This is a genomic window from Geodermatophilus dictyosporus (assembly GCF_900115505.1).
GTDB classification, from domain to species: Bacteria; Actinomycetota; Actinomycetes; order Mycobacteriales; family Geodermatophilaceae; genus Geodermatophilus; species Geodermatophilus dictyosporus.
Window position 1 is genome coordinate 626,184 of record NZ_FOWQ01000002.1, and the last position, 26,120, is coordinate 652,303.

At 76.3% G+C, this 26,120-nt stretch carries 28 protein-coding genes; 9 read left to right on the top strand and 19 right to left on the bottom strand.

The features are described 5' to 3' along the window. Positions 1-7 precede the first annotated feature (7 nt). From BMZ33_RS06605 to BMZ33_RS06645, 9 genes are all read right to left on the bottom strand, one after another. A complete protein-coding gene (locus BMZ33_RS06605) occupies positions 8-646 on the bottom strand; it encodes a histidine phosphatase family protein (protein ID WP_091108725.1) in 639 nt (212 codons plus the stop codon). Continuing rightward, entirely contained in the window at positions 643-2,025 is a 1,383-nt protein-coding gene (gene hemL / locus BMZ33_RS06610; protein ID WP_091108726.1) for a glutamate-1-semialdehyde 2,1-aminomutase, read from the bottom strand. The genes BMZ33_RS06605 and hemL overlap by 4 nt, the downstream gene beginning before the upstream one ends. Beyond that, entirely contained in the window at positions 2,022-2,552 is a 531-nt protein-coding gene (locus BMZ33_RS06615; protein WP_091108727.1) for a hypothetical protein, read from the bottom strand. The genes hemL and BMZ33_RS06615 overlap by 4 nt, the downstream gene beginning before the upstream one ends. 10 nt (positions 2,553-2,562) lie before the next feature. Continuing rightward, the gene (gene hemB / locus BMZ33_RS06620; protein ID WP_091108728.1) at positions 2,563-3,561 is read right to left on the bottom strand and encodes a porphobilinogen synthase; all 999 of its coding nucleotides are present in this window, start codon (positions 3,559-3,561) and stop codon (positions 2,563-2,565) included. Then, positions 3,558-5,087 (bottom strand): bifunctional uroporphyrinogen-III C-methyltransferase/uroporphyrinogen-III synthase, encoded by a 1,530-nt coding sequence (locus BMZ33_RS06625; RefSeq protein ID WP_091108729.1) that lies wholly within the window; start codon positions 5,085-5,087, stop codon positions 3,558-3,560. Before BMZ33_RS06625 ends, hemB begins: the two co-directional genes overlap by 4 nt. Positions 5,088-5,178: 91 nt before the next feature. Next, complete coding sequence (hemC, locus tag BMZ33_RS06630) at positions 5,179-6,114, bottom strand: hydroxymethylbilane synthase (protein WP_169063976.1); 936 nt, start codon at positions 6,112-6,114, stop codon at positions 5,179-5,181. Then, the gene (locus BMZ33_RS06635) at positions 6,111-7,520 is read right to left on the bottom strand and encodes a glutamyl-tRNA reductase (protein ID WP_091108730.1); all 1,410 of its coding nucleotides are present in this window, start codon (positions 7,518-7,520) and stop codon (positions 6,111-6,113) included. Before BMZ33_RS06635 ends, hemC begins: the two co-directional genes overlap by 4 nt. Next, positions 7,517-8,188, bottom strand: a complete 672-nt coding sequence (locus BMZ33_RS06640) for a redox-sensing transcriptional repressor Rex (RefSeq protein WP_244524254.1) — start codon at positions 8,186-8,188, stop codon at positions 7,517-7,519. Before BMZ33_RS06640 ends, BMZ33_RS06635 begins: the two co-directional genes overlap by 4 nt. Before the next feature lie 271 nt (positions 8,189-8,459). Further along, positions 8,460-8,732: a glutaredoxin family protein gene (locus BMZ33_RS06645; protein ID WP_169063977.1), complete on the bottom strand. Its 273-nt coding sequence runs from the start codon at positions 8,730-8,732 to the stop codon at positions 8,460-8,462. Between the two features lie 307 nt (positions 8,733-9,039). Here BMZ33_RS06645 and BMZ33_RS06650 point away from each other — a divergent pair, with 307 nt between their 5' ends. The 3 genes from BMZ33_RS06650 to BMZ33_RS06660 all read left to right on the top strand — a co-directional run bounded on the left by BMZ33_RS06650 (position 9,040) and on the right by BMZ33_RS06660 (position 11,971). Then, entirely contained in the window at positions 9,040-9,675 is a 636-nt protein-coding gene (locus BMZ33_RS06650) for a sigma-70 family RNA polymerase sigma factor (RefSeq protein ID WP_091108917.1), read from the top strand. A 163-nt stretch (positions 9,676-9,838) separates the two neighbouring features. Next, positions 9,839-10,981: a DUF5667 domain-containing protein gene (locus BMZ33_RS06655; RefSeq protein ID WP_091108733.1), complete on the top strand. Its 1,143-nt coding sequence runs from the start codon at positions 9,839-9,841 to the stop codon at positions 10,979-10,981. A gap of 81 nt (positions 10,982-11,062) precedes the next feature. Then, positions 11,063-11,971, top strand: a complete 909-nt coding sequence (locus tag BMZ33_RS06660) for an HAD family hydrolase (protein ID WP_091108918.1) — start codon at positions 11,063-11,065, stop codon at positions 11,969-11,971. 99 nt (positions 11,972-12,070) lie between these two features. Here the strand turns inward: BMZ33_RS06660 and BMZ33_RS06665 are convergent, their stop codons facing one another. From BMZ33_RS06665 to proC, 5 genes are all read right to left on the bottom strand, one after another. Beyond that, positions 12,071-12,976 (bottom strand): lysophospholipid acyltransferase family protein, encoded by a 906-nt coding sequence (locus BMZ33_RS06665; RefSeq protein WP_091108734.1) that lies wholly within the window; start codon positions 12,974-12,976, stop codon positions 12,071-12,073. Then, entirely contained in the window at positions 12,969-14,087 is a 1,119-nt protein-coding gene (locus tag BMZ33_RS06670; protein WP_091108735.1) for an NAD-dependent epimerase/dehydratase family protein, read from the bottom strand. The genes BMZ33_RS06665 and BMZ33_RS06670 overlap by 8 nt, the downstream gene beginning before the upstream one ends. A 10-nt stretch (positions 14,088-14,097) precedes the next feature. After that, complete coding sequence (locus BMZ33_RS06675) at positions 14,098-14,196, bottom strand: 30S ribosomal protein bS22 (RefSeq protein ID WP_012854759.1); 99 nt, start codon at positions 14,194-14,196, stop codon at positions 14,098-14,100. A gap of 289 nt (positions 14,197-14,485) precedes the next feature. Further along, entirely contained in the window at positions 14,486-14,827 is a 342-nt protein-coding gene (locus tag BMZ33_RS06680) for a helix-turn-helix domain-containing protein (protein ID WP_169063979.1), read from the bottom strand. A 252-nt stretch (positions 14,828-15,079) separates the two neighbouring features. Continuing rightward, positions 15,080-15,898, bottom strand: a complete 819-nt coding sequence (gene proC / locus BMZ33_RS06685) for a pyrroline-5-carboxylate reductase (protein ID WP_091108736.1) — start codon at positions 15,896-15,898, stop codon at positions 15,080-15,082. Between the two features lie 82 nt (positions 15,899-15,980). On the opposite strand from proC, the gene BMZ33_RS06690 reads away from it, so the two are divergent. Next, positions 15,981-16,550: a type 1 glutamine amidotransferase domain-containing protein gene (locus BMZ33_RS06690; RefSeq protein ID WP_091108737.1), complete on the top strand. Its 570-nt coding sequence runs from the start codon at positions 15,981-15,983 to the stop codon at positions 16,548-16,550. 24 nt (positions 16,551-16,574) lie between these two features. Here the strand turns inward: BMZ33_RS06690 and BMZ33_RS06695 are convergent, their stop codons facing one another. Together BMZ33_RS06695 and BMZ33_RS06700 are read right to left on the bottom strand one after the other, a co-directional pair. Next, a complete protein-coding gene (locus tag BMZ33_RS06695; protein ID WP_091108920.1) occupies positions 16,575-17,393 on the bottom strand; it encodes a hypothetical protein in 819 nt (272 codons plus the stop codon). Beyond that, entirely contained in the window at positions 17,393-18,337 is a 945-nt protein-coding gene (locus tag BMZ33_RS06700) for a Ppx/GppA family phosphatase (RefSeq protein WP_091108738.1), read from the bottom strand. Before BMZ33_RS06700 ends, BMZ33_RS06695 begins: the two co-directional genes overlap by 1 nt. Before the next feature lie 86 nt (positions 18,338-18,423). Between BMZ33_RS06700 and BMZ33_RS06705 the strand changes: the two genes are divergently transcribed. The 3 genes from BMZ33_RS06705 to BMZ33_RS06715 all read left to right on the top strand — a co-directional run bounded on the left by BMZ33_RS06705 (position 18,424) and on the right by BMZ33_RS06715 (position 22,354). After that, positions 18,424-19,254, top strand: coding sequence for a DUF3109 family protein (locus BMZ33_RS06705; RefSeq protein WP_091108739.1), 831 nt, complete (start codon positions 18,424-18,426; stop codon positions 19,252-19,254). 95 nt (positions 19,255-19,349) lie between these two features. Continuing rightward, positions 19,350-21,512, top strand: a complete 2,163-nt coding sequence (locus tag BMZ33_RS06710; RefSeq protein ID WP_091108740.1) for a bifunctional MFS transporter/dTMP kinase — start codon at positions 19,350-19,352, stop codon at positions 21,510-21,512. Positions 21,513-21,517: 5 nt separating this feature from the next. Continuing rightward, the gene (locus BMZ33_RS06715) at positions 21,518-22,354 is read left to right on the top strand and encodes a class I SAM-dependent methyltransferase (RefSeq protein ID WP_091108741.1); all 837 of its coding nucleotides are present in this window, start codon (positions 21,518-21,520) and stop codon (positions 22,352-22,354) included. Here the strand turns inward: BMZ33_RS06715 and BMZ33_RS06720 are convergent. Continuing rightward, positions 22,351-23,355, bottom strand: coding sequence for a helix-turn-helix domain-containing protein (locus BMZ33_RS06720; protein ID WP_091108742.1), 1,005 nt, complete (start codon positions 23,353-23,355; stop codon positions 22,351-22,353). The two genes, BMZ33_RS06715 and BMZ33_RS06720, sit on opposite strands and share 4 nt — an antisense overlap. An 81-nt stretch (positions 23,356-23,436) precedes the next feature. On the opposite strand from BMZ33_RS06720, the gene BMZ33_RS06725 reads away from it, so the two are divergent. Next, complete coding sequence (locus tag BMZ33_RS06725) at positions 23,437-23,643, top strand: hypothetical protein (protein WP_091108743.1); 207 nt, start codon at positions 23,437-23,439, stop codon at positions 23,641-23,643. Between the two features lie 10 nt (positions 23,644-23,653). Then, on the top strand, positions 23,654-23,875 hold the full coding sequence (locus BMZ33_RS06730; RefSeq protein WP_091108744.1) for a DUF3072 domain-containing protein: 222 nt from the start codon (positions 23,654-23,656) through the stop codon (positions 23,873-23,875). A 178-nt stretch (positions 23,876-24,053) separates the two neighbouring features. Here BMZ33_RS06730 and BMZ33_RS06735 read toward each other — a convergent pair whose 3' ends face one another. Both BMZ33_RS06735 and BMZ33_RS06740 read right to left on the bottom strand, forming a co-directional pair. Further along, a complete protein-coding gene (locus tag BMZ33_RS06735; protein ID WP_091108745.1) occupies positions 24,054-24,734 on the bottom strand; it encodes a response regulator transcription factor in 681 nt (226 codons plus the stop codon). Further along, entirely contained in the window at positions 24,731-25,951 is a 1,221-nt protein-coding gene (locus tag BMZ33_RS06740) for a sensor histidine kinase (RefSeq protein ID WP_091108746.1), read from the bottom strand. Before BMZ33_RS06740 ends, BMZ33_RS06735 begins: the two co-directional genes overlap by 4 nt. Positions 25,952-26,120: the final 169 nt, after the last annotated feature.

The window sequence follows — 26,120 nt, forward strand, 5'->3', positions numbered from 1 at the left end:
GCACGCCTCATGCGCCGGGGACCGCGTCGGGGTCGGTGGCACCGGCCGGCTCGGCGTAGGCGACGCCGACCACCCGGTCGCCCTCGTAGGTCACCGAGGTCACGCTCGCCAGCCCGCACTGCCGGCGGCGCGGGTCGTGGGCGTAGCGACGGCCCTCCAGGTGCAGCCGCAGCGTCCAGATGGGCAGCTGGTGGCTGACGCAGACGGCGGCGCTGCCGCGGGCGGCGTCGCGCGCGGCCTCGACGGCGAGGATCATCCGCGCGGCGATCTCCACGTAGGGCTCGCCCCACGAGGGGCGGACGGGGTTGCGCAGCCGCCACCAGTGCGCCGGTGACCGGAACACACCCCGGCCGCCGGCCACCGTGAGCCCCTCGAAGGCGTTGCCGGCCTCGATGAGCCGGTCGTCGACGGCCAGCGGCAGGCCCAGCCGCTCGGCGACCGGCGCGGCGGTCTGCCGCGCGCGCTCGAGCGGGCTGGACACCAGGTGGGTCACGCCGCGACCCTCGAACCACTCCGCCGCCGTCCGGGCCATCCCCTCCCCCGCCGCCGAGAGCCGGTAGCCGGGCAGCCGGCCGTAGAGCACGCCCTGCGGGTTGTGCACCTCGCCGTGGCGCAGCAGGTGCACCACCGTCGTCCCGTCGCTCACGGGGACAGCTCCTGGGCGTCCTTGGCGGCCTCGTCGGGCGGGGCGTCGGCGGGGTCGGCGGCCGCGGCGGCACGGGCGGCGGCGGGCAGCGCGTCGAGCACCTTCTCCACCGCCTCGTCGTCGAGCGCCGCGTTGACGAACCAGGACTCGTAGGCCGACGGCGGCAGGTAGACGCCGCGGGCGAGCATCTCGTGGAAGAAGGCGGTGAACGCGGCGGTGTCCTGGGTGCGGGCGTCGTCGTAGTCGCGCACCTGGCGCTCGGCGGGCACGAAGAACACCGAGAACATCGAGCCGGCCTGCTGCACCCGGTGGGGGACGCCGGCGGCGAACAGCGCCGCGCTGGTGGCGCCGCGCAGCACCGCGGCCACCTCGTCGCAGCGGGCGTAGACCTCGTCGGTGCAGTGCCGCAGCGTGGTGAGCCCGGCGGCGACCGCGACGGGGTTCCCCGCCAGCGTGCCGGCCTGGTAGACCGGCCCGGTCGGCGCGAGGTGGTCCATGAGGTCGGCGCGCCCGCCGAAGGCCGCGGCCGGCAGCCCGCCGCCCATGACCTTGCCGAAGGTGAACAGGTCGGCGTCGACCGGGTCGTGGCCGTACCAGCCCGAGCGGGACACCCGGAACCCGGTCATCACCTCGTCGAGCAGCAGCAGCGCGCCGTGCGCGGCGGTGATCCGGCGCAGCTCGGCGTTGAAGCCCGCCAGGGGCGGCACGACGCCCATGTTGCCCGGCGCGGCCTCGCTGACGACGAGGGCGATGTCGGGACCGCGCTCGGCGAAGACCCGCTCGACGGCGGCGACGTCGTTGTAGGGCAGCACGACCGTGTCGGCGGCCGCGCCGGTGGTGACGCCGGGGGTGTCGGGCAGGCCGAGGGTGGCCACGCCGGAGCCGGCCGACGCCAGCAGCGCGTCGACGTGGCCGTGGTAGCAGCCGGCGAACTTGACGACGACCGGCCGGCCGGTGGCGCCGCGGGCCAGCCGCACGGCCGAGAGCACCGCCTCGGTGCCGGAGTTGACCAGCCGCACCCGCTCCACCGGCGGCATCCGGGCGATGATCTCCTCGGCCAGCTCGAGCTCGCCCTCGGTGGGCGTGCCGAAGGAGAACCCGCGGCGCGCGGCGGCGGTGACCGCCTCGACGACGGCCGGGTGGGCGTGGCCGAGGATCATCGGCCCCCACGAGGCCACGAGGTCGACGTAGCGGCGGCCGTCGGCGTCGGTCAGCCACGGTCCGGAGCCCTGCGTCATGAAGCGCGGGGTGCCGCCGACGGCGCGGAACGCGCGCACCGGGGAGTTCACGCCACCGGGGGTGACGCGCTGCCCGCGGGCGAACAGCTCGGCCGAGACGGGTGCGGCGTAGTCGTACCGGGCGGTGTCCAGCGAGGTCACGGCCCCAGTGTCCCCCTCCTGCCGGGGCGGCCGTCGGGGGCGTCGGGGTGGGCGGGCTGTGACGTCGCCCTCGCCGGCACCGCGGCGAGCAGGGCGGTGCCCAGGGCCGCCGGGTCGCAGGTGGGGACGAGCACGGTGCGCCCGTCGGCCAGCCGCAGCGGCAGCCCGGTGCGGCCCCGCGGCACCGACCAGCCGCCGCCGAGCACCGGGGCGCCGGCGTCCACCCCGGCCGCGCCCCGGCGGACGGCGCGCAGGTGGGCGGCGTCGACGTCGGCCAGCGCCACCCGCTCCCGGCCCACCGACAGCGCGCCGTCGGGACCGCCCGGGTCCACCCGCACGGTCCAGGCGCGGCGCGCGGCGAGGCAGACGGCGGCGGCGATCCCCAGCACGGCCACCACCGCGACGAGCCACAGCAGCGGCGGGACGTCCGGGCCGGGCAGCACCCGGTCCAGGACGCCGAGGAGCCCGAGGACACCGGCGACCAGCCAGAACGGCCGCCAGGAGCCCCCGGGCTCGACGTAGCTCATCGGCGGGCGGTCACCGCAGCAGGCGCGCGGCCTCGACGGCCCAGTAGGTGAGCACCTGACCCGCACCGGCCCGGCGGATGGCGGTCAGCGTCTCCAGGATGGCGCGCTCGCGGTCGATCCAGCCGTTGCGGGCCGCCGCCTCGACCATCGCGTACTCGCCGCTGACCTGGTAGGCGCTGACCGGGACGTCGACGGCGTCGGCGACCCGGGCCACGATGTCGAGGTAGGGCAGCGCCGGCTTGACCATGACGGCGTCGGCGCCCTCGGCGAGGTCCTGGCGCACCTCGCGCAGCGCCTCGTCGGCGTTGGGCGGGTCCATCTGGTAGGTCGAGCGGTCGCCGAACTGCGGCGCGCCCTCGGCCGCCTCGCGGAACGGGCCGTAGAAGCCCGAGGCGTACTTGGCGGCGTAGGCGAGGACCGGCGTCTCGGTGAACGCGCTGGAGTCCAGCGCCCGGCGGATGGCCGCGACCTGCCCGTCCATCATCCCGCTGGGGGCGATCACGTGGGCACCGGCCTGCGCCTGGGCGATGGCCACCGACGCGTAGCGGTCCAGCGTGGGGTCGTTGTCGACGACGCCGGCCGGCGTGACCACCCCGCAGTGCCCGTGCGAGGTGTACTCGCACAGGCACAGGTCGGCCATGAGCACCAGCTCGTCGCCGAGGTCGGCCCGGAGCTGGCGCAGCGCGACGTTGACGATCCCGTCGGCGGCGTCGGCCTGCGAGCCCACCTCGTCCTTCTCGGCGGGGACGCCGAAGAGGATCAGCCCGCCGATGCCGGCGTCGGCCGCCTCGTGGGCGGCCTTGCGCAGCGAGTCGGTCGTGTGCTGCACGACGCCGGGCATCGAGCCGATGGGCTGGGCCTCGGAGATGCCCTCCTTGACGAAGACCGGCAGCACCAGGTCGGCCGGGGCCACCCGGGTCTGGGCGGTGAGCCGGCGCAGCGCGGGCGTCGACCGCAGCCGGCGCCCGCGCGCGAAGCCCGGGTTCGACCCGCCCTGCGCCGCGGTCACTCCCCGGCCTCCGCGCGCCTGGCCTCGGCGAACGCGGCCAGGGCGTCGACCAGCGGGCCGACGGCGGCGGTCTCGGGCTGCACGTCCACCCGCAGCCCGAACTCCTGGGCGGTGGCGGCGGTGGCCGGGCCGATGACCGCGACGACGGTCTTGGCGTGCGGCTTGCCGGCGATGCCGACCAGGTTGCGCACGGTGCTCGACGAGGTGAAGCACACCGCGTCGAAGCCGCCGCCCTTGATCGCCTCGCGCACGGGCGCCGGCGGCGGGGCCGCCCGGACGGTCCGGTAGGCGGTCACGTCGTCGATCTCCCAGCCGCGCTCCTGCAGGCCCGCGGCGAGGGTCTCGGTGGCGATGTCGGCGCGCGGCAGCAGCACCCGGTTGATCGGGTCCAGGACGTCGTCGTACTCGGGGAAGTCGGCCAGCAGGCCCTCGCTGGACTGGGCGCCCGAGGGCACGAGCTCCGGCACGATGCCGAAGGCCCGCACCGACTCGGCGGTCTGCTCGCCGACGCAGGCGACCTTGACGCCGGCGAACGCGCGGGCGTCGAGGCCGAGCTCGGCGAACTTCTCGCGGACGGCCTTCACCGCGTTGGCGGAGGTGAACACGATCCAGCCGTAGCGGCCGGTGACCAGGCCCTTGATGGCCCGGTCCATCTGGGCGGCGCTGCGCGGGGGCTCCACGGCGATGGTGGGCACCTCGACCGGCACCGCGCCGTAGGCCCGCAGCCGGTCGCTCATCTCACCGGCCTGGTCCTTGGTGCGGGGCACCAGCACCCGCCAGCCGAACAGCGGCCGGCTCTCCCACCAGGACAGCTTGCCGCGCTTGTCGACGGCCGCCCCGACGGTGGCCACGACCGCGCCGGTGAGCGCGTCGAGGCCGGCGGTCTTCTCCGCCACGGCCGCCAGCTTGGCGACGACGCTGCGCTGGCCGGTGCCCGAGCCGCCGGCGGTCACCACGACCGGCGTGCTGCCGGACAGGCCGCCCTCGACCAGCCGGGCGGCGGCGTCGGGGAGCTGCTCGGCGCCGGCCTGCAGCACCACGGGGGCGCCCAGCGCCGCGGCCGCGCCGGCCAGCGCCGGCAGGTCGGCCGAGCCGTCGCGGAGGTCCGCGGTCAGCGAGGTGCCGCCGAGGGCGACCCCGGCGTAGGCGGGGACGGCGGTCGCGGGCGCGACGCCGGGGACGACGTCGAAGGGCACCGACGTGCGGCCGACGGCGAGCACCTCCTTGACCGCGGCGTCGGAGGTGAACGGGTCGCCGGCGACGAGCCGGACGACGACGTCGCCGCCCTTCGCCGCGGCGACCGCGCCCTTGGCGACGTCGGCCGGCTCGCCGCTGACGGGGGTCAGCTCGAGGCCGGGCCGGTTCTCGCGGACGGCGTCCTGCACCGGTGCGGGGACGTCGGGGTCGACCAGCACGACCGTGGCCTCGGCCAGCGCGGCCGTGGCCCGGGTGGTCAGCATGCCGGGATCGCCGGGGCCGGCGCCGACGAAGACGACGCGGCCTGGGGTCTTGCGGAAGCGCGTCATCGCGTGCTCCTGGTCCTTGTGGGTCTCGTGGCCCTCGGGAGGGCGTGTGCGGGGGTCGTGGGGGCCGGGGCGGGCTGCCCGGCGGAGGGGGTCACCGGGACGCCGCCACGAGCTCGGCGGCGCCGCGGTCGAGCAGGTCGGCGGCGATCTCGCGGCCGAGCCGCTCGGCGTCGCCCACCGGGCCGGTGACGGAGCCGCGGACTCCGTCGCTGCCGTCGAGCGCGGTGACCGAGGCCCGCAGGTAGAGCTCGGGGCCGTCGTCGCCCTCGGCCAGCTCCGCGTACGCGGCGACCGGCGCGCTGCACCCGGCCTCCAGCGCGGCGAGCGTGGTGCGCTCGGCGAGCACGCAGGCGCGGGTGGGGGCGTCGTCGAGGGCGGCGAGCACCTCCAGGGTGCGCTCGTCGTCGGCCCGGCACTCGACGGCCAGCGCGCCCTGTGCGGGCGCGGGCAGCACCTGCAGCGGGTCGAGGGTCTCGGTGATCGTGGCGAGCCGGCCGAGGCGGGCGAGCCCGGCGCGGGCGAGCACGACGGCGTCCAGGTCGCCGGGGACCACGCGGGCCATCCGGGTGTCGACGTTGCCGCGGATCGGCACGACGTCCAGTTCCAGGCCCAGGGCGCGCAGCTGGGCGACCCGGCGGGGGGCGCCGGTGCCCACCCGGGCGCCGGCGGGCAGCTCGCCGAGGGTGAGCCCGTCGCGGGCGACGAGCGCGTCGCGCGGGTCCTCGCGGGGCGGGACGGCGGCCAGCACCAGGCCGGGCTCCGGCGCGGTGGGCAGGTCCTTGTAGCTGTGCACGGCGACGTCCACGGTGCCCTCGAGCAGGGCCTGCCGGATGGCGGTGACGAAGACGCCGGTGCCGCCGAGCTGGGCGATCGCCGCGGCGGACCGGTCGCCCTCGGTGCTGATGTGCACCAGCTCCACCGGCAGCCCGCTGACCGCGGTGATCGCGTCGGCGACGGCCTGCGACTGGGTGCGGGCCAGCTGGCTGGCGCGGGTGCCCAGCCGCAGCGTGCGGGTGGCGGTCGTCACGCGGCGCCGCCCGGGCGCAGCTCGTCGGGGTCCACGCCGACCGCCTCGGCCAGGTGCGACCCGTCGGCGGGCACCTCGGCGTCGATGCCCAGCCCGAACAGCGCGCGCAGCGCGTCGGCGTAGTCGACGCCGCCCGGGGTGCTGGCCAGCTCCTTGACCCGCACGGTCGGCTCGTGCAGCAGCTTGTCCACGACGCGGCGCACGGTGCGGGTGATCTCGCTGCGGGCCCGGGCGTCGAGGTCGGGCAGCCGGGTCGACAACCGCAGCAGCTCGGCGTCGACGACCTCGGCGGCCTGGCTGCGCAGCGCCGACACCGTCGGGGCCACGGCGGCGGCCTGCCGCTCGGCGCGCAGCAGCGCGGTCTCGGCCTCGATGAGCGCGTGCGCCGCGGAGACGTCGTCCGCGCCGACGGAGCCCGCGACCCGGTCGGCGCCGATGGTCGGGTCGGTGCCGGTGGCCGGGCGGTCGCCGCGCAGGAGGGCGCCGTTGCGCTCGCCCTGCAGGAGCGCCAGGTCGACGACGTGCACGCCGGGCAGCGCGGCCACGCCGGGGTCGACGTCGCGGGGCAGCGCCAGGTCGACGACGGCCAGCGGACGGTCGGGGCGGCCGGCCATCGCGGTGGCGACCGCGTCGGTGGAGACGACCAGGCCGGTGGCGCCGGTGCAGGTCACCAGCACGTCGGCGTCGGCGATGGCCTGCGGCAGGTCGGCCAGGTCCGCGGTGCCGCCGTCGACGGCCGCGGCCAGCCGGGCCGCCGACTCCGGGGAGCGGCTGGCGACGGTGACCAGCGCCCCGCGGCGGGAGAGCGTGGTGGCGGCGAGCGCGCCCATCGAGCCGGCGCCGACGACCAGCACCGGGCGGCCGGCCAGCGGTCCGACGCGCGCCTCGGCGCGGTCGAGGGAGACGGTGACCAGCGACTGCCCGGCCCGGTCGATGCCGGTCTCGGCGTGCACCCGCTTGCCCACCCGCAGGGCGTGCTGGGCCACCGGGTGCAGGGCGCGGGCGACCGCGCCCTCCTCCTGGGCGAGGGCGTAGGCGGCGCGCAGCTGGCCGAGCACCTGGGTCTCGCCCACGACCATGGAGTCCAGGCCGGCGGCCACGGTGAACAGGTGGGCGACGGCCTGGTCCTCGTAGTGGACGGTGACGTAGGGCGAGAGCTCCTCGACGGTGGCACCGGCCTGGCGGGCCAGCACCCGGCTGACCTCGGCGACGCCGCCGTGGAAACGGTCGACCTCGGCGAAGACCTCGACCCGGTTGCAGGTGGCCAGCACCAGCGCCTCGCTGACGTGGTCGCTGCCGACCAGCTCGTGCAGCGCCTTGACCTGGTCGTCGCGGGACATGGCGAACTGCTCGAGCAGCGCGACCGGCGCGGTCTGGTGGCTGATGCCGACGGCGAGCAGGCTCATGCCATGCCTCCGGCGGGGGCGAGGACGGTCGTGGCGGGGCCGCGCTGCTTGTCGAGGAACGCGAGGACCTGGAGCTCGACGGAGAGGTCGACCTGGCGGACGTCGACCCCCGCGGGCGCGGTGAGCGCCACCGGCGCGAAGTTCAAGATGCTCCTCACCCCGGCCGAGGTCAGCCGGTCGCAGACCCCCTGGGCCACCTCGGCCGGTGTCGCGATGACCCCGATCGTCGCCCGGGTGGCGGTGACGACCTCGTCGAGCTCCTCCATCGGGCGGACCACCCGGCCGCCGACCTCCTGACCGACGCGGGCCGGCGAGGCGTCGAACAGGCCGACGAACTCGAACCCGCGGCTGCCGAAGCCGCCGTAGCCGGCCAGGGCCGAGCCGAGGTTGCCCAGCCCGACCAGCACGCAGGCGTGCGCGGTCTCCATGCCGAGCACACCGGCGATGCGGTCACGCAGCGTGGCCACCTCGTAGCCCACACCGCGGGTGCCGCAGGGCCCCAGGTGCGAGAGGTCCTTGCGCAGGCCCGCCGGGTTGACGCCGGCCGCCGAGGCCAGCTCACCGGAGGAGACCGTGCCGCGACCGCCGTCGGCCAGGCCGCTGAGCACCCGCAGGTACACGGCCAGGCGCGCGACGGTGGCCTCCGGGATCCGGGGCCGCGACTGCATCACGGGTCCACTCCACAGCGGTCGCGCCCGGACGACGGCGGGAGCCGAGGGGGGCGGACGACATCGGGGATCCGGGCGGACGACCACCCGGCGACTGCCACGGTAACCGCTTGTGAACGCAGGAACAAAGTCCCGGCGGCCGCACCGGCTCCCTGGTCAGCGCGGACGGGCGGTGCTGTGTCCGAGACCATAGCAAGGACCCCCGTGGCCCCCACCACTCGCAGGCTCGTGGCGGGCCCCTGCACGGGGGCCGGACCAGCCCGTGCCGGCCCTACCCGAGCCCCAGGTCGCGGCGCAGCCGCGGGACGTCGACGGTGAAGTAGGAGTGCTCGCGGCCGTCGAGCAGCACGACGGGCACCCGGTCGCCGTACTCGGCCCGCAGCTCCGGGTCGGTGTCGACGTCGACCTCGCGGCTGGTCACCCCCGCCTCCGCGGCGACCCGGGCCACCGTCTCGGCGGCGGCGACGCACAGGTGGCAGCCCTCGCGGGTGAGCAGCTCCAGCCGCGGGGGCGCCGGGCCCGTGGCGGCTGCGGGCGGTTCCACGGCGCCTCCTCCCGGGCGGCGGCGCCTCCTCCCCCTGGGACAGGGGGTGCGGGAGCGACCACCGACGTGGACGGTTCGCAGTGATGTTGTCACCATGGGACACGACCCGCAGCAGCGCGGGCACCCGGCGAACCGGGGAGGGGCCCCCGTCGGGCGAGCCGTCGCGGCTCGGCGGGCCGACGAGGAGGTCGACGCCCGCATGCCGCAGTCGCGCCCGGTGGACGAGGCGCCGTCCCCCGCCCCGGCCCGGCGGCCCCGCCCGACCCCGTGCCCGCGCACGCCCGGGGCGGCCGTCCTCGGGTCCGCCGTGCCCCCCGGACCGCCCACGGAGGGCGAGGAGGACGACGCGGCGCTCGACGAGGACCTCGCGGCCCTCGAGGAGGAGCGGCCGGCCGACCGGGTCGACGTCTGGCGCCTGGTCCGCCGCGCCCAGGACGGCGACGCAGAGGCGTTCGGGCAGCTCTACGACCACTACGTGACGCTGGTCTACCGCTTCGTCCTCCTCCGGGTGGGCGACCGGGCGCAGGCCGAGGACTTCACCAGCGAGACGTTCGTGCGGGCGCTGCGGCGGATCGACTCGCTGTCCTTCCAGGGCCGCGACGTCGGCGCCTGGCTGGTGACGATCGCCCGCAACATCGTCCGCGACCACGTGAAGAGCAGCCGCTTCCGGCTGGAGGTCAGCACCGCCGACATGCGCGACGCCGACCGGGCCACCGACGGCCCCGAGGACGCCGTCGTGGCCCGGCTGACCAACGAGCAACTGCTGGCCTGCATCCGGCAGCTGGGCAGGGAGCAGCAGGAGTGCATCTCGCTGCGGTTCCTGCAGGGCCTGTCGGTGTCGGAGACCGCCGCGGCCATGGGCAAGAAGGACGGCGCGGTCAAGGCCCTGCAGCACCGGGCGGTGCGTCGGCTGGCCGGCCTGTTGCCGGAGGGGCTGCGGTGACGGCCGTGCCCCCGGTCGGGGCACCCGGGGTGGTTACCCGCGGGTACCCCGTACCGGCCCCCGACCGGCCTCGTTGCTCCGGTCGACGGCGTTCCGCACGACCCCGACCCGACCGCCCCCGACCCGACCGCGCCCGTCCCGACCGACCGACCGGAGGACCCAGGTGAGCCCCTCGCACGACGCCGCGGGCAGCCGCCGCGCGTCCGTGCGGGACCGCGAGGAGGCCGTGGAGGCCCGCCTGCGGGCGCTGGCCGCCGACCTCGACGTCGAGCCGGCGCCGGACTTCCGCGCGGCCACGCGCGCCCGGCTGGTCGCGATGGCCGCCGTCCGCTCGCCCGGGCCCGCGCCGCGCCGCGGCCTGCGCGCCCTCCTCGGGCCCCGCCGCGCCGCCTGGCGGTCCCGGCTGACCGCGGCGGTGGCCGGCGCGGCGCTGGCGGTCACCGCGATGGGCGCACTGGTCGCGCTGTCGGCCGACGCCCGGCCCGGCGACGCGCTCTACGGGCTCAAGCGCGGCTCCGAGCAGACGCAGCTGGCCCTGGCCGGCGACGAGCGCGGCGCGACGCTGCTGGGGTTCGCCTCGACGCGCCTGCAGGAGCTCGACGAGCTGGCGGACGGCGGCGCCCCGGCCCCCCTCGTCCGCGACACGCTCGCCACGATGGACGAGCAGACCACCGAGGGCGCCGAGCTGGTGTTCACCGAGGCGCTCAGCGCCCGGGACCCCGCGCCGCTGACGGTGCTCAGCGGCTGGGCGCGGCAGCAGGGCTCCGGGCTCGCCGACCTGCGGCCCGCGCTGCCCGGCGACGCCGGCGCTGCCGCCACCGGGTCGATCGACCTGGTGGGCCGGGTCGGCGTCCGCGCCGAGCAGCTGCGGGCGGCACTGGCCTGCGCCGCCGGCCCGGCGACCAGCGGCCGCGACGAGCTCGGCCCGAAGCCCCCGCCGTGCGCCGCTCCCGAGGCGCCGGTGCCGACGCCCCCGGGCGACCCGTCCGCCGTCCCCGACACACCCACCAGCGACGTCCCCGCCGGCGAGGTGCCCCCGGCCGCGCCGACGCCGACACCGGCGCCCGTGTCACCCTCCGGTGGCAGCAGCAGCGGGTCGACCGGCTCCGCGCCGGCTCCCGGCGGCCCGGCGTCCACGGCCGGCGACCCGGCACCCACGACGACCGCGCCCGACAGCGGTCCGGTCCCCTCGCTGCCGGTGCCCGGAGGGGGCGGCACGTCCCCGTCGCCGTCGCCGAGCAGCACTCCCCCGGCGGTCCTCGACACCCCGCTGCCGACCTGCCTGCTGCCGCCGGTCCTCTGCTGAGGTCCCGGTCCGGCCGGTCCGCGCGCCCCCGCTAGGGTCGCGGGGTGCCACCTCCGGGTGGCAGGGACCAGGGAGGTGGCGGTGCCGCGACTGCCGTTCCGCAGGCGCGGTGCGCGGGCTGCCGAGGCCCAGGCCGAGGAGGAGATCCGGGCCCACGTGGCCGGCGCGGCCTCCGCGGCGGCCGCCGAGGTCGAGCCCGTCCCGGTCGTCGTCGCCGACCGCACCGCGGCCGCGTTCTTCGACGTCGACAACACGATGATGATGGGCGCCTCGCTGTTCTGGTTCGCCCGCGGCCTGGCCTCCCGCAAGTACCTGACCTCGCGGGACATCGCCCGGTTCGCGTGGCAGCAGGCCAAGTTCCGCGTCGCCGGCAACGAGAGCGCCGGCGACATGCTCACCATCCGCGAGACGGCGCTGGCCTTCGTCGCCGGCCGGGAGGTCGCCGAGATCGCCGACGCCGGCGAGGAGATCTACGACGAGCTGATGGCCGACCGGATCTGGTCGGGCACCCGCAACCTCGCCCAGCAGCACCTCGACGCCGGCCAGCGGGTGTGGCTGGTGACCGCGACGCCGGTCGAGCTGGCGCGGATCATCGCCCACCGCCTGGGCCTGACCGGCGCCCTGGGCACCGTGTCCGAGGTGGTCGAGGGCCGCTACACCGGCCGGCTCGTGGGCGAGCTGATGCACGGCGAGGCGAAGGCCGAGGCCGTGCGGGCGCTGGCCGAGCGCGAGGGCCTGGACCTGGCGCGCTGCACCGCCTACAGCGACTCGGCCAACGACCTGCCCATGCTGTCGCTCACCGGCACGGCGGTCGCGGTCAACCCCGACACCGAGCTGCGCGCCGTCGCCCGCTCCCGCGGCTGGACGATCCGCGACTTCCGCACGGGCCGCAAGGCCGCCCGGATCGGGGTGCCCACGGTCGCCGCGGCCGCCCTCACCGGCGGCGTCGTCGGCGGCGCCCTCGCGCTCCGCCGCCGCAAGACGGCCTGATCCCCACCGGCGCTCGGCGGGGCCGACCGTGCACCCACCGGGGTCTCGGAGGAGCCGGTGACCCCGGTGGGCGCACACTCGCCGCCAGCGACACGCGGCTCAGGAGAAGACGGAGCTCCGCTGCAGCAGGAGCTGGTAGATCGACTGCTGGATGGTCTCGCGGACCTGGTCGGTCAGGTTGAACACCAGCATCGGGTCCTCGGCGGCCGCCGGGCCGTAGGACGCCGTCTCGATCGGCTCGCCGAACGCGATCAGCCACTTCGACGGCAGCGGCACCAGACCGAGGGGGCCCAGCGCCGGGAACGTCGGGGTGATCGGGAAGTAGGGCAGGCCGAGGAGCCGGGCGACGGTCCTGGCGTTACCGACCATCGGGTAGATCTCCTCCGCGCCGACGATCGCGCAGGGGACGATCGGCTTGCCGGTGCGCAGCGCCGCCGTGACGAAACCGCCGCGGCCGAAGCGCTGCAGGGTGTACCGGTCGCGGAACGGCTTGCCGATCCCCTTGAACCCCTCGGGGAAGACGCCGACGAGCTCGTCGCCGCAGAGCAGCCGCTCGGCGTCCTCGCTGCAGGCGAGCGTGGCCCCGAACTTGCGGGCGAACTCGCCGACGACGGGCAGGTCGAACACCAGGTCGGCGCCCAGGAGCCGGAACCGCCGCTGGGCCGGGTGGTCGTCGTGCAGCGCGACGGTGGTCATCAGCGCGTCGACCGGCACCGTCCCGGAGTGGTTGGCCACCACCAGGGCGCCACCGGAGGTGGGGACGTTCTCGATCCCGTGGGTCTCCACCCGGAACCACCGGCGGAACAGCGGCCGCAGCAGCGGCAGCAGCACGTGGTCGGTGAGGTCGGGGTCGAAGCCGAACTCGTCGGTGGCGTACTCGCCGGTCAGCCGGCGGCGGAGGAACTCGACCCCGCCGACCACCTGCTCGTCCCAGCTCGGCTCCGCGGCCGGCGGGACGTGCGACTCGTCGTCGGGGCGCAGCTGGATGACCCGGGCCTCAGGCATCGCGCACCGCCCGCAGTCCCGGTGCCGCCGGGGCCGGCCGCAACCGGCCGTGGACGGTCGCGCCGACCGTGGCCGCCACCGACCCGGCCCGGGAGACCAGCTCCTCGGCGCCGGCGGCGAGCTCGCCGATCAGGTCGGACGGCACCACGGGCGACACCGTCTGGGCGTAGTCGGCCAGTGCCGCCTCGGTGGTGTAGCGCGGCGTGTAGCCGAACTCGGTGCGCAGCCGGGTCGTGTCGACGACCCGGCCGAAGTTGAGGAAGCGCATCTGTTCCGGGGAGTAGTCGACGAAGCCGAACCGGCGGGTGAACCGGCCGAGCGAGCCCAGGGCGGGCGAGGGCACCGGCAGCTGGAGGCGGCCCAGCCGGCGGATGACCTGTGAGAGCAACAACGTGCCGGTCCCCCCGGCGTTGACCGTGCCGGCGAAGTCACCGGTGGTGGCGCGGGTGAGCACGCCGAGCGCGTCGGCCTCGTGCAGCAGCTGCACGCGGGCGTCGTAGCCCAGCGCCGTGGGGACCACCGGCATGCGCAGGAACCCGGTGAGCACCGAGTCGATGCGCGGGCCGATGAAGTTGGTGAACCGCAGGACGGCGACCCCGACGTCGGGACGGCGGCGTGAGAACGACCGCACGTAGCCCTCGATGTCGAGGCTGTCCTTGGCGAACCCGCCCGAGGGCACCCGCCGGGCCTGCATCGTCTCGGTGAAGACGGCCGGGTCGCGCGGCGAGGCGCCGTACACGGCACTGGTGGACTTGAGCACCAACCGGCGCACCGAGGGCGCGCTCTGGCAGGCGGCCAGGAGCTGCATCGTCCCGATGACGTTGAGCTCCTTCATCGGCCCCCGCCCGCCGGAGCCGGCGGGCGTGGAGCTGATGTTCATGTGCACGACGGTGTCGACCGCCGCGGTGCTGATGACCTTGCCGATCAGCGGGTTGCGGATGTCGGCCCGCACGAACTCGGTGCGACCGAGGCTGCGGAGCAGGTCCGCCGACGGGGGGACAGTGTCCACCCCGATCACCCGCTCGACGGCGGGGTCGCGGGCCAGCTCGGCCGCCAGGGCACCGCCCAGCCACCGGCTGACACCGGTGACCAGGACCACGGCAGGCGGCACGAGCGTCAGCTCACTTCTTGTTGCGACGCTGCACGCGGGTCTTCTTGAGCAGCTTGCGGTGCTTCTTCTTCGCCATCCGCTTGCGCCGCTTCTTGATGACCGAACCCATGTCCTGCTCCCGACGTCGTGGCCGCGGGGCGCCGGCCGGTGACCGCAGGAGGCGGAACCGGGCGCCACGCGAGTGTGGATCAGCTCGTGTGCGACGGCTCCGGCCGTGGCCGGGGTGTCGCTCGGGGCCCGAGCCTACCCGGCGCCCCCGTGGCGACGCTGCCACGGGAACCGGGCCGGGGTCGATCTCCCCACGGTGAGGGGGTGGTGGTGCGGTCGAGCAGCGCGAGTCGGCCCCGTCCCGGGTCCCGCCCTGAGCCTGCGAGGGGCGGGGAGGACGGGGTCCTTCCTCAGGCGATGTCGGTGTAGGCGTCGCGCAGGTAGTCCTGGACGGCGCGCTCGGGCACCCGGAAGGAGCGGCCGACGCGGACGGCGGAGAGCTCACCGGCGTGGACGAGGCGGTACACGGTCATCTTCGAGACGCGCATCATGCTGGCGACCTCGGCGACGGTGAGGAAGGTGACGGCGGCGCGGGGCTGCGGGACGACCGGGCGGCCGACCGGGACGGCGGCGGGGTGCTGCGGGCCGACGGGGCGGGCCATGGCGGCGGCCGGGATCGGGCGGGCCATCGGGCGCGGGCCCGGGACGGCCGGGCGGACGTAGGCGGCGTTGGTGCGCTGGGGCATGGTCATGATCAGTTCTCCGGACCTAGCACGCGTCGGGCGTCGGCTTCCCCACCGACTACGGGACACGCACGTGCTGATACAGAGAGTAGGGGGACCGGCGTGACAGAAGCGATGGAAGAAACGGACAGGGGGAACGGTCCGTCCTAGGCAGAAGTACACCTATGCAACTCGCTTCCCAGCCGTACCGGCGCGTCGGCAAGGAGTTGTATCGACTTGGTGACGCTGCGTCCCCCCACTGCCCCTGTCCCGGCGTTACCGTCACCGGCTCCCGTCGGTCCGGCCCAGCTCGACCGAGCGCTGCGCGGCCGCCTCGATGGCGGCGATCAGCGCCGAGCGCACCGAGTGCCGCTCCAGCTCGCGGATGCCGGCAATCGTCGTCCCGCCCGGGCTGCTGACGGCGTCGCGCAGCTGGGCCGGGTGCTGCCCCGACTCGCGCAGCATGACCGCCGAGCCCAGCGCCGTCTGCACCACCAGCTCCGTGGTGAGCGCCCGCGGCAGGCCCAGCAGCACGCCGGCGTCGACCATCGCCTCGACCAGGTAGAAGAAGTACGCCGGGCCGCTGCCCGACAGCGCCGTCACCGCGTCCTGCTGGTGCTCGGGCACCCGGGCCACCCGGCCGACGGTGGCCAGCAGCGCCGCCGCCTCGTCCAGCTCGGGCTCGCCGGCCGACGCCCCGGCCGACAGCACGCTCATCCCCTCGTCGACCAGCGCCGGGGTGTTGGGCATGACCCGCACCACCGGCACCCCCGACGGCAGTGCGGCCTCGATGGTCGCGGTGGAGATGCCGGCGGCGATGCTCACCACCAGGTGGCGGGTGTCCACCGAGGGGGCCAGCAGGCCGAGCAGGCCCGGCAGGTCCTGCGGCTTGACCGCCAGCAGCAGCACGCGCGCCCGCGCCGCAGCCTCCTCCAGCCCGACGACGGCGACGCCGTAGCGGGCCGCGAGCTCGGCGCCCTGCTCGGGGTGCCGCTCGCAGACGACGACCCCGTCGGGGCCCGACCGACGCACCAGCCCGGCCAGCAGCGCCTCGCCCATCTTGCCGCCGCCGAGGACCGCCAGTCCCTGCCGCTCACCCATGTGGTCCTCCTCGCTCCCGGTGTCGCCCGGACCGTAGTGCGGGTGGGTGTGCCGTCCGGACGCCCCGGGTAGCGGCGGCCGCATGGCAGGAGAACTGGACGGGATGAAGGTGGCCGTGCTCGCGACCGACGGCGTCGAGCAGGTCGAGCTCGAGCGGCCGTGGCAGACCCTGGAGGAGGCCGGGGCCGAGCCGGAGCTGGTGTCCCTCGGGAGCGGGACCATCACCGCCTACCAGCACATCGACCGGGGCGAGGACAAGAAGGTCGACGCGGTCGTCAGCGTGGCCGACCCCGAGGAGTACGCGGCACTGGTCCTGCCCGGCGGCGTCATCAACGGCGACTTCATCCGGGCCGACGCCGACGCGGTCGCCTTCGTCAAGGCGTTCTTCGACGCGGACAAGCCGGTCGCCGCGATCTGCCACGCACCGTGGGTGCTCGTCGAGGCCGGCGTCGTCCGCGGGCGGCGGATGACCTCGTGGCCCTCGCTGCAGACCGACCTGCGCAACGCCGGCGCCACGTGGGTCGACGAGGAGGTCGTCGTCGACGGCAACCTGGTCACCAGCCGCAACCCCGACGACCTCGACGCCTTCGGTGCCGCAATCGTCGAGCAGTTCGCCCAGGCGTCGTCGGACGGGGACGACGAGGACGAGTGAGCCCGCCCGGGCTGCCCGTCCGCCTCAGGTGGCGGCGGCGAGCAGCCCGGCGGCCGGGGCGATGGTCAGCAGCGTCCCGGCGAACACCAGGACGGCGACCAGGCGCACGCCCACGGGCTCCCGGCCGGTGCGCTGCCGCCACGCGGCGACGCCGGCGACCAGGCCGGTGACGGCGAGCGGGGCGAGCACCACCGCCACCTGGGGCACCTGCTCCCAGACGACGGTGGACAGGAAGTAGATCCCCACCCCCGCGGCGAGGGCCAGGACCAGCTCGCCGGCGAAGCGCAGCCAGGCGACCACGCCCTCCTTCGCGCCGAGGGGCTCGTCCTCGAGGACCGCGGCCTCGTCCCCGCGGATGACCGGGATCGGGCCGGTGGCCGGAGCAGGGGCGCCCGGCACGCCGGGCTTGCCACCCGTGGGCCGCAGCCCCGGGATGGCCGCCGTCGAGGGCTCGGCCGCGCCGGTGGCGGCGGCGCCGCGGGCGGTGCTCCCGGTGACCCGTCCCGTGTCCCGGGAGACCCGGCCGGTGTCCTGGGGGACGCGGCCCGTGTCGCGGCCGGTGTCGCCGCCGCTGCGGGCCGGGCGCGGCGCGTCGGCGACCCGGCCCGTGTCCCGCGCCAGCCGGCCGGTGTCGGACACCCGCCCGGTGTCACTGAGCCGGCGGCCGGGGTTGGGCCGGTCGGTCTCGGCCTCCGGTTCCCGGCGGCGCTGGCGGATGGCGGTCTCGCCGGTCTCCTCGCCGCGGCGCCGGCGGACGCTGCGCGGCGCCTCGATGCCGGCCTCGCGCAGGATGTCGGCGAGCGGCCGGCCGCCGGTCTCGGGGTCGTTCCTGGGGTGGGCCATCACGCACTTCCCAACGAGTCGAGTCGCCGGAGGATGACGCCCTCCCGCAGCGCCCACGGGCAGATCCGCACGGAGGGTAGATCCAGGGCCTGCATCGCCGCCTGCGCCACGGCCGCGCCGGCCGGCACCTGGTGGGCACGGTCGGGCGACACGCCGCGCAGCTCGGACAGCGCCCGCGACTCGATCCGCGACACGAACCCGATCAGCTGGCCCAGCCCGTCGGCGGTGAGCTCCCGCGGCACCCGCAGCCCCGCCGAGTAGGGCGCGGCGCCGGTCAGCCGGGCCAGCGTCCGGAAGGTCTTGCTGGTGGCCGCGACCAGGTCGGGTGGCCCGGCGCCGCGGAGCTTCCTGGCGGCGGGCCGGAGCACGTCCGCGGCGTGCTCGGCCAGCGCCTCGAGCGCGGCGAGGTCGGGGCGGCCGCCGGTGGCGGCCTCGGGCAGGAAGCGGCGGGTCATCCGGCCGGCGCCCAGCGGCACCGACAGGGCGACGTCGGGGTCCTCGTCCACGCCGCTGGCCAGCTCCAGCGAGCCGCCGCCGATGTCGAGGACCAGCAGCCGTCCCGCGCTCCAGCCGTACCACCGGCGGACGGCGAGGAAGGTCAGCCGCGCCTCCTCCTCGCCGCTGGTCACCTGCAGCCGGACGCCGGTGCGCTGCCGGACCCGGTCGAGCACCTCCATGCCGTTGCGCGCCTCGCGGATGGCGGAGGTGACCAGCGCGAGGACCTCCGCGCAGTCGAGCTTCTCGGCCTGGTCGCAGGCCTTCTGCACGGCCTTGACGAGCGCCTTCTCCCCCTCCTTGGACAGCACGTCGTCGTCGCCGACGTGCTCGGCCAGGCGCAGCAGCCACCGGTCGTCGTGCTGCGCGGTGGGGTGACCGCCGCGGTGGGCGTCGACCACCAGCAGGTGGACGGTGTTCGAGCCGACGTCCAGCACCCCGAGCCGCATGCGGTCAGTCTGCCTGGCCCCCTCCGGAGGCTCGTGCCGAGCGGAGCGAGGCACGAGGGGGAGCGGGTCCTCCCTACCCTGGGGCGGTGCCGGACGTGCCCCCCGAGGTCGAGCCCGACTTCGCCCGCGAGTGGGTGGAGTTCCCCGACCCGGCCGACCCGCGGCACGTCGTCCGCGCTGACCTGACCTGGCTGGCCTCGGCCTGGACCTGCGTGTTCGGGCGCGGCTGCGCCGGCGTCGTCCCCGGCCGGCCCGACGACGGCTGCTGCAGCCACGGGGCCTTCTTCAGCGACGAGGACGACCTGCTGCGGGTCACCGCCGCCGTCGCCGACCTCGCCGACGAGGACTGGCAGCTCGCCCCCGTCGGCCGCGGCGCCTGGACCGAGGAGGACTCCGCCGACGACGAGGCCCCCGACGAGGCCCCCGACGAGGGCGGCGTCCGCTCGCTGCGCACCCGCCTCGTCGACGGCGCCTGCGTCTTCCTCAACCGGCCCGGCTTCCCCGGCGGCACCGGGTGCGCGCTGCACCGGATGGCGGCGCGGGAGGAACTGCACCCGCTGACCACCAAGCCCGACGTCTGCTGGCAGCTGCCGGTGCGCCGGGAGCAGGAGGAGGTCGAGCGGCCCGACGGCAGCACCGTGCTGGTGAGCACGGTCGGCGAGTTCGACCGCCGCGGGTGGGGCCCGGGCGGGGCGGACCTGCACTGGTGGTGCACCGGCTCCCCCGCCGCGCACGTCTCCCCGGAACCGCTGGTGCTCACCTACCGGCCGGAGCTCACCGCGCTGCTCGGCCCGGCGGCGTACGACGAGCTGCGCCGGCTGACCGAGGCCCGGCTCGACCAGGGGCTCGTCGCCCCGCACCCGGCGAGCCCGGCGCCGGTGCCCCTGACGCTGTCCCGACGCCGGCCCGCCGGCTGAGCGCGACGCCCCCGGTGGGCGCCAGGAGCGGCCTGCGGGGCCGGTCCGGCCACTACCCTGCAGGCGACGACCGCGACGACCGGACGGCGAGGACTGTGAGCGACCGACAGGCGGCGAGCGCGGGCGCGCACCCGGCGGGGCCGTCGGCCGGTGACCGTGCACCGGACAACGCGTTCCGCGCGCTGGTGCGGATCCCGGTCTTCCGGCGCCTGTGGGCGGCGGTCGCCGTCTCCAGCCTCGGCGACTGGCTGGGCCTGCTGGCCACGACCGCGATGGCCCAGCAGCTCACCTCGGACCAGTCGACGGCGGTGCAGGGCGCGGCGATCTCCGGCGTCATCCTCACCCGCCTGCTGCCCGACCTGCTCCTCGGCCCGCTCGCCGGCGCGCTCGCCGACCGGCTCGACCGGCGCACCACCGTCGTCGTCGGCGAGCTGCTGGCCGCGGGGCTGTACCTGTCCATCGCGGTCAGCTACGAGCTGACCTGGCTCTACGTCGCCCAGTTCCTCGTCGAGGCGGTCGGGCTGTTCACCAACCCGGCCAAGCAGGCGATCTGGGTGGCGATCGTGCCGCGGGAGCGGCTGGCGGTGGCCAACCAGGTGTCGCTGTTCAGCGTCTACGGCGCCGTCCCGGTCGCCGCCCTGCTGTTCGCGCTGCTGTCCACCGTCAGCCGCGTCTTCCCCGGAACCGGGGACGGCGGTGACGCGCGGACGGCGATCGTGGTCGCCCTGGTGTTCAACGCCGCCAGCTTCGGCGTCTCGGCCACCACCGTGCTGCTGTCCCGGCGGCTGATCCCGCCCACGGCCACCGACCGCGAGACGCCGGCCAACGTCTTCTCCCTGGTGGTCGAGGGCGTCTCGTTCCTCCGCGGCCAGCCGCTGATGCGCGCGCTCTACGTGGGGGTCATCGGCGCGTTCGGCGCCGGCGGGCTGATCATCGGCGTCGCCCAGCTCTACATCGCCACCCTCGACGCCGGCGCGGCCGGCTACGGCGTGGTGTTCGGCATCGTCTTCACCGGCCTGGCGCTCGGCATGCTCACCGGGCCGCGCATCCTGCCCACGGTGCCGCGGCGGACGCTGTTCGCCCGCTCGATCGGGCTGGCCGGGCTGGCGCTGCTGGCGATGTCGCTGCTGCAGGAGTTCGTGCTGGCCGCCGCGGCGGCCTTCCTCGTCGGCCTGTTCGCCGGGGTCTCCTGGATCATCGGCTACACGCTGATCGGCTTCGAGGTCGAGGACCGGCTGCGCGGGCGGGTGTTCGCCTTCGTCATCTCCTCGGTGCGCATCGTGCTGCTGCTCGCCGTCGCGGTCGGTCCGGGGCTGGCCGGCCTGCTCGGCACGCACGAGCTGCGCGTCGGCCAGCTGGTGCTCACCGTCACCGGCCCCGGGCTGACCCTGCTCATCGGCGGCGTCCTCGCGCTGCTGGTCAGCGCCTACGCCGTCCGGCAGGTGGCGCCGCACGGCCGCTCGCGCACCCGCGTGCGCGACGTGCTGCGGCTGCTGTGGGGCAGTTCGGACATCCTCTCGGCCTCCTCCAGCGGCACCGGACTGTTCGTCGTCGTCGAGGGCGCCGACCGCGACCTCACCCGCCGCTACACCGCCGACCTGGCCCGCGTGCTGGGGGACGGCGGCCGCCCGGTCGTGGCCACCCACGAGCCCAGCGACACCGCCCTGGGCCGCCAGGTGCGCCAGCTGCTCTACCCCCCGGCGCCCGCGGCCGGCCACTCGGTGACCGACGGCGAGGGCCACCCGGTGGCCGCCTACACCGCGGCGCTGCTGGCCGCGGCCGACCGCGCCGAGCACGTGGCCACGGTGATCCGGCCGGCGCTGCAACGGCGCGAGGTCGTGGTGTGCAACCACTACGTGGACACCTCGATCGCCTTCCACGGCGCCGGTCAGGGCCTCGACGCCGACCGCATCTTCCGCACCTCGCTGTGGGCCACCCGCGGCCTGCTGCCCGACCTCACCGTCGTCGTCGACTCTCCCGTCACCGCGGGGCCCGACGGCGCCGACGCCGACGCCGTCCGCGCGGCGTTCCTGGCGCAGGCCGACGCCGCGCCCGACCGTTACGTCGTCGTCCCCGGCGAGCTGCTGGGCGCCGATCCCGGCGGGCTGGTGTCCGACGTCGTCCGGCGGCGGATCACCACGCTGCTGGCGCAGCGCTACCCCGAGTCGGGCGAGACCCGGTCCGACGACGCCGCCGGGGCGGCCGACCCGCCGGTGGGCGCTGCGCGCACGGGCGCCGGGAGCGGCTCCGTAGGCTGACCGCCGTGACTGCCGCGGTGACCTGGACGTCCGAGGACACCGAGGAGGTCGACTGCTGCCTCTGCGGCGTGCGCGGCCGGCCGGTGCACGACCTGGCCCCCTTCGGCGTCGTCCGCTGCCCGCGGTGCGGGCTGGTCTTCGTCAGCCCCCGGCTGCGGCCCGAGGCGCTGCAGCGGCTCTACGACGACGTCGGCTACTTCGAGGGCGGCGTGTACGGCGGGGGCGTCGAGGACGGCGGGGCCGAGCGGTCCGGCCGGTTCGACCCCGCGATGCTGCTGCAGCGGACCTGGACCGCCGGCCGGCTGGCGCTGCTCGACCGGGTGCGCGGCCGAGGCGCCGGCGGGCGGCTGCTGGAGGTCGGCGCCGGCTACGGCCTCTTCCTCGACGCCGCGCGCCGCGCCGGCTGGGAGGCCAGCGGCGTGGAGCTCTCCCGCACCGGCGCCCGGCACGCCCGCGAGGTCCTCGGCCTCGACGTCTTCTGCGGCCAGCTCGCCGACGCACCCCTGCGACCGGGCTTCGACGTCGTCTGCGCGTGGGACACCGTCGAGCACGTGCCCGACCCGCTGGAGTTCTGGCGCACCGCCCGCTCCCTGGTGGCCGACGACGGCGTCGTCCTCTTCTCCACGCCCTACGTCTCGTCGCTGCCGGCGCGGCTGCTGGGCACCCGCTGGTGGACGCTCAAGCCCGCCGAGCACATCTGGCACTTCACGCCGCGCACCCACGCGGTGCTGCTCGCCCGCGCCGGGCTGGCGCTCACCCGGGTGGTGCGCAGCCCGCTGGCCGCGGCCAACGCGGGCCGGCTGGACTCGCTCGTCGGCGTCGCCCGGCCCGTGCCCCGCTAGGCGGCCGAGCCCTCGGCCGCGACGGGCACCGCGGCGGCGGTCCGGAACGTCTGCCGGTAGGCCCGCGGGGAGACGCCGCGGCGGCGGGTGAACTGGTCGCGGAACCCGGCGGCCGTGCCGAAGCCGACCAGCCGGGCGATCTCCTCGACCGGGGCGTCGCTCTCCTCGAGCAGCGTCTCGGCGGCGGCCAGCCGCTGGCCGAGCAGCCAGGCGTGCGGCGTCGTCCCGGTGGTGGCCTTGAAGCGGCGGGCGAAGCTGCGCGGGCTCATCAGCGCCCGGCGGGCGAGCACCTCGACGCTGATCTCCTCGGCCAGGTGCGCCCGCGCCCAGTCGAGCACGATGCCCAGCAGGTCGTCCTCGCAGCGGGCGACCGGGGTGTCGATGTACTGCGCCTGCCCGCCGTCGCGGTGCGGCGGGACCACCATCTCGCGGGCCAGCGCGTTGGCCGCCGCGGACCCCCACTCGCGGCGCACGAAGTGCAGCAGGGCGTCGACGCCGCTCGCCGTCCCGGCGCCGGTGATGATCGTGCCCTCGTCGACGTAGAGGACCCGCGGGTCGACGTCGACGCGCGGGTAGCGGGCGGCCAGCTCGCCGGCGTAGCGCCAGTGGGTGGTGGCCCGCCGCCCGTCGAGCAGGCCGGCCGCCGCGACGACGAAGGCGCCCGTGCAGTGGCTGATCAGCTGCCCGCCGCGGGCGTGCACGGCCCGCAGCGCCTCGAGGACCGTCGTCGGGACGGGCCGGGAGAGCTTCTCCCACGCGGTGACCAGGACGACGTCGGAGGTCGCCAGCCGCTCGAGGCCGTGCTCGACGTAGAGCGCCAGGCCGGTGTCCGTGCGCACGATCCCCGGGCGGTCGGTGACCACGGCGAAGTCGACGCGCGGCATGCCGAGGCGGCGGTAGTCGTAGCCGAAGACCTCGGCGGCGACGCCGAGGCCGAAGGCGCCGAGGACGCCGTCGCCGGCGAGCAGGCTGACGACGAGCGGGCGGTCGCTTCCGGTCATGCGGACATGATGGCAGGAACGACGCGATCGGTGTCACCTCTGCCACTCGTCGGGTCGCGGGCAGGGGAGCACGCTCGTCGCATGACGCTGATCACCTGCCCCGTGACCCGGACCGACGAGCTGGTCTCCGACCGGCGCATCCGATCGGTCACCAACCACCCGACCCACATCGCCCTGGCCGTCGAGTGCCCGGCGTGCGGGAGTGTGCACGTCTACCGGACCGGGCGGCGCTGGGAGGCGGCGCGGGCCACCGCCGCTCGACCTGCGGACCGGCTCGTGCACGCCTAGTCTCGAACACATGAGCGAAGAGAACGTCAACACCGGCCAGGCCGGCGACCCCACCGCCGAGAAGGACCCGTCGGACTGGGTGACCGGAGGCGAGCCGGCCACCGGCGCGCAGAAGAGCTACCTGCACACGCTGGCCCGCCAGGCCGGGGAGGACGTGCCGGAGGACATCACCAAGGCCGACGCGTCGAAGAAGATCGACGAGCTCCAGGAGGAGACCGGCCGGGGCCAGTGACCACGGCCCGACACCCCCTCAGGACGGCTCCGTCGTGTGCGCGGCCGGAACCGGAGCCGCCCTGCGGAGGACGGCGGACCGGTCGCGGGGCGGAGGCTCCCGACCGGGACGCCGTGGCAGGGCTCCGCGCCAGGTGATGGGGCACGTGGCCGTGGTGGAGGCCGGTGGGCCGACCGTGTCACGTCTCGAACTTGTAGCCCAGCCCCCGCACGGTCACCAGGTGCTTGGGGTTGGCCGGGTCCGGCTCGATCTTGGCGCGCAGCCGCTTGACGTGGACGTCGAGCGTCTTGGTGTCGCCGACGTAGTCCGAGCCCCACACGCGGTCGATGAGCTGCCCGCGGGTGAGCACCCGCCCGGCGTTGCGCAGCAGCAGCTCGAGCAGGTCGAACTCCTTGAGCGGCAGCGCCACCGGCTCGCCGTCGACGGCGACCACGTGCCGCTCGACGTCCATCCGGACCGGGCCGGCCTCCAGCGCGCCGTCGGCCGGTGCCTCGACGTCGCCCCGCCGGCGCAGCACGGCGCGGATGCGGGCCACCAGCTCGCGGGCCGAGTAGGGCTTGGTCACGTAGTCGTCGGCGCCCAGCTCCAGGCCGACGACCTTGTCGACCTCGGAGTCCTTGGCCGTGAGCATGATGATCGGCACGTTGCTGCGGGAGCGCAGCTGCCGGCAGACCTCGGTGCCCGGCAGCCCGGGCAGCATGAGGTCGAGCAGGACGATGTCGGCGCCGGCCCGGTCGAACTCGGCGAGCGCCTCGGGCCCGGTGGGTGCCACGACCGCCTCGAAACCCTCGCGGCCGAGCATGTAGGACAGCGCGTCGGAGAAGGACTCCTCGTCCTCCACCACCAGCACTCGGGTCATGACCGTCCTTCCTGGAGCTGCCCGGCGACGGCGCCGGGCGCCTCGCCTGCGGGGTCGGGGCGGTCGGAGGTGTCCTCGACCGCCAGCGGGATGCGCAGGGTGAAGGTGGAGCCGAGGCCCTCCTCGCTCCACACGCTGACCGAGCCGCCGTGGTTGCTGGCCACGTGCTTGACGATGGCCAGGCCCAGGCCGGTGCCCCCGGTCTTGGTGGCCCGGGACTGGTCGACGCGGTAGAAGCGCTCGAACACCCGCGCGCGGTCCTGCCGCGGGATGCCGATGCCGCTGTCGGTGACCGCGATCTCGGCGAAGCCGGAGCGGGCCCGCGCGCCGACGGCGATCCGGGTGTTCTCCGGGCTGTACGCGACCGCGTTGGCCAGCAGGTTCGTCACCGCCGTCGCCAGCTGCGCCTCCACGCCGCGCACGACCAGGCCCTGCCGCCCGCCGACGGCGATGGTGATGCCCTTCGCGGCCGCGGCCAGGCCGGTGCGGTCCACGGCCTCGGCCAGCACGGTGTCGACGTCGACCGGCGCCAGCTCGGGCAGCGGCTCGGCGCCCTGCAGCCGGGACAGGTCGATGAGCTCGCGGACCAGGCGGGCGAGCCGGTCGGCCTCGTGCGCCATGCGGGCGGCGAAGCGCTGCACGGTCTCGGGGTCGTCGGCGGCGCCCTGCATCGCCTCGGCGAGCAGGCCCAGCGCGCCGACCGGGGTCTTGAGCTCGTGGCCGACGTTGGCGACGAAGTCCCGGCGGACGGCCTCCACCCGGCGTGCCTCGGTGACGTCCTGCAGCACGAGCGCCACCGGGCCGGGCGCCGGCGCCGGGCCGCTCTCCAGCCGCACGCCGTGGACGCCGACCATCCGCGGGCCGGTCCCGACCAGGTCGCCGGGCAGCTGGACGTCGGCCCGGCGCCCGCCGCCGGCGCGCACGTCGCGGACCAGCCGCAGCAGCTCGGGGACCAGCAGCCGCCGGTCCCGGACGATGCCCAGCCCGCGGGCGGCCGGGTTGGCCAGCACCACCGCGTCGTCGACGTCGAGGACGAGCACCGCCGGGTCCATGAGGTCGAGCAGCCGGCGGGCCAGCTGCGCCTCCCTCGCCGCGCCGTCGGGCTCACCGCTGCCCGGCGGGGGGACGGCAGCGGGACGGCGGACGAGCAGCACGACGGCGGCCGCGACGACGGCACCGACGACGAGGCCGGTCACGAGGGCGACCAGCGTGCTCACGCGGCCGATGCTAGGCCGCGGACGGATCCGGTCATCCCCCGTGCGGGTGGTGGCGGACCGGTCGGCGGGGACTGTTCACGCCGCCGTGGACGCGCGTTCACCGGCACGGAGCCGGCACCCCGCCGGGACCTCCTACCCTCGGGTACCAGACGACGGCACCGGAGCAGTC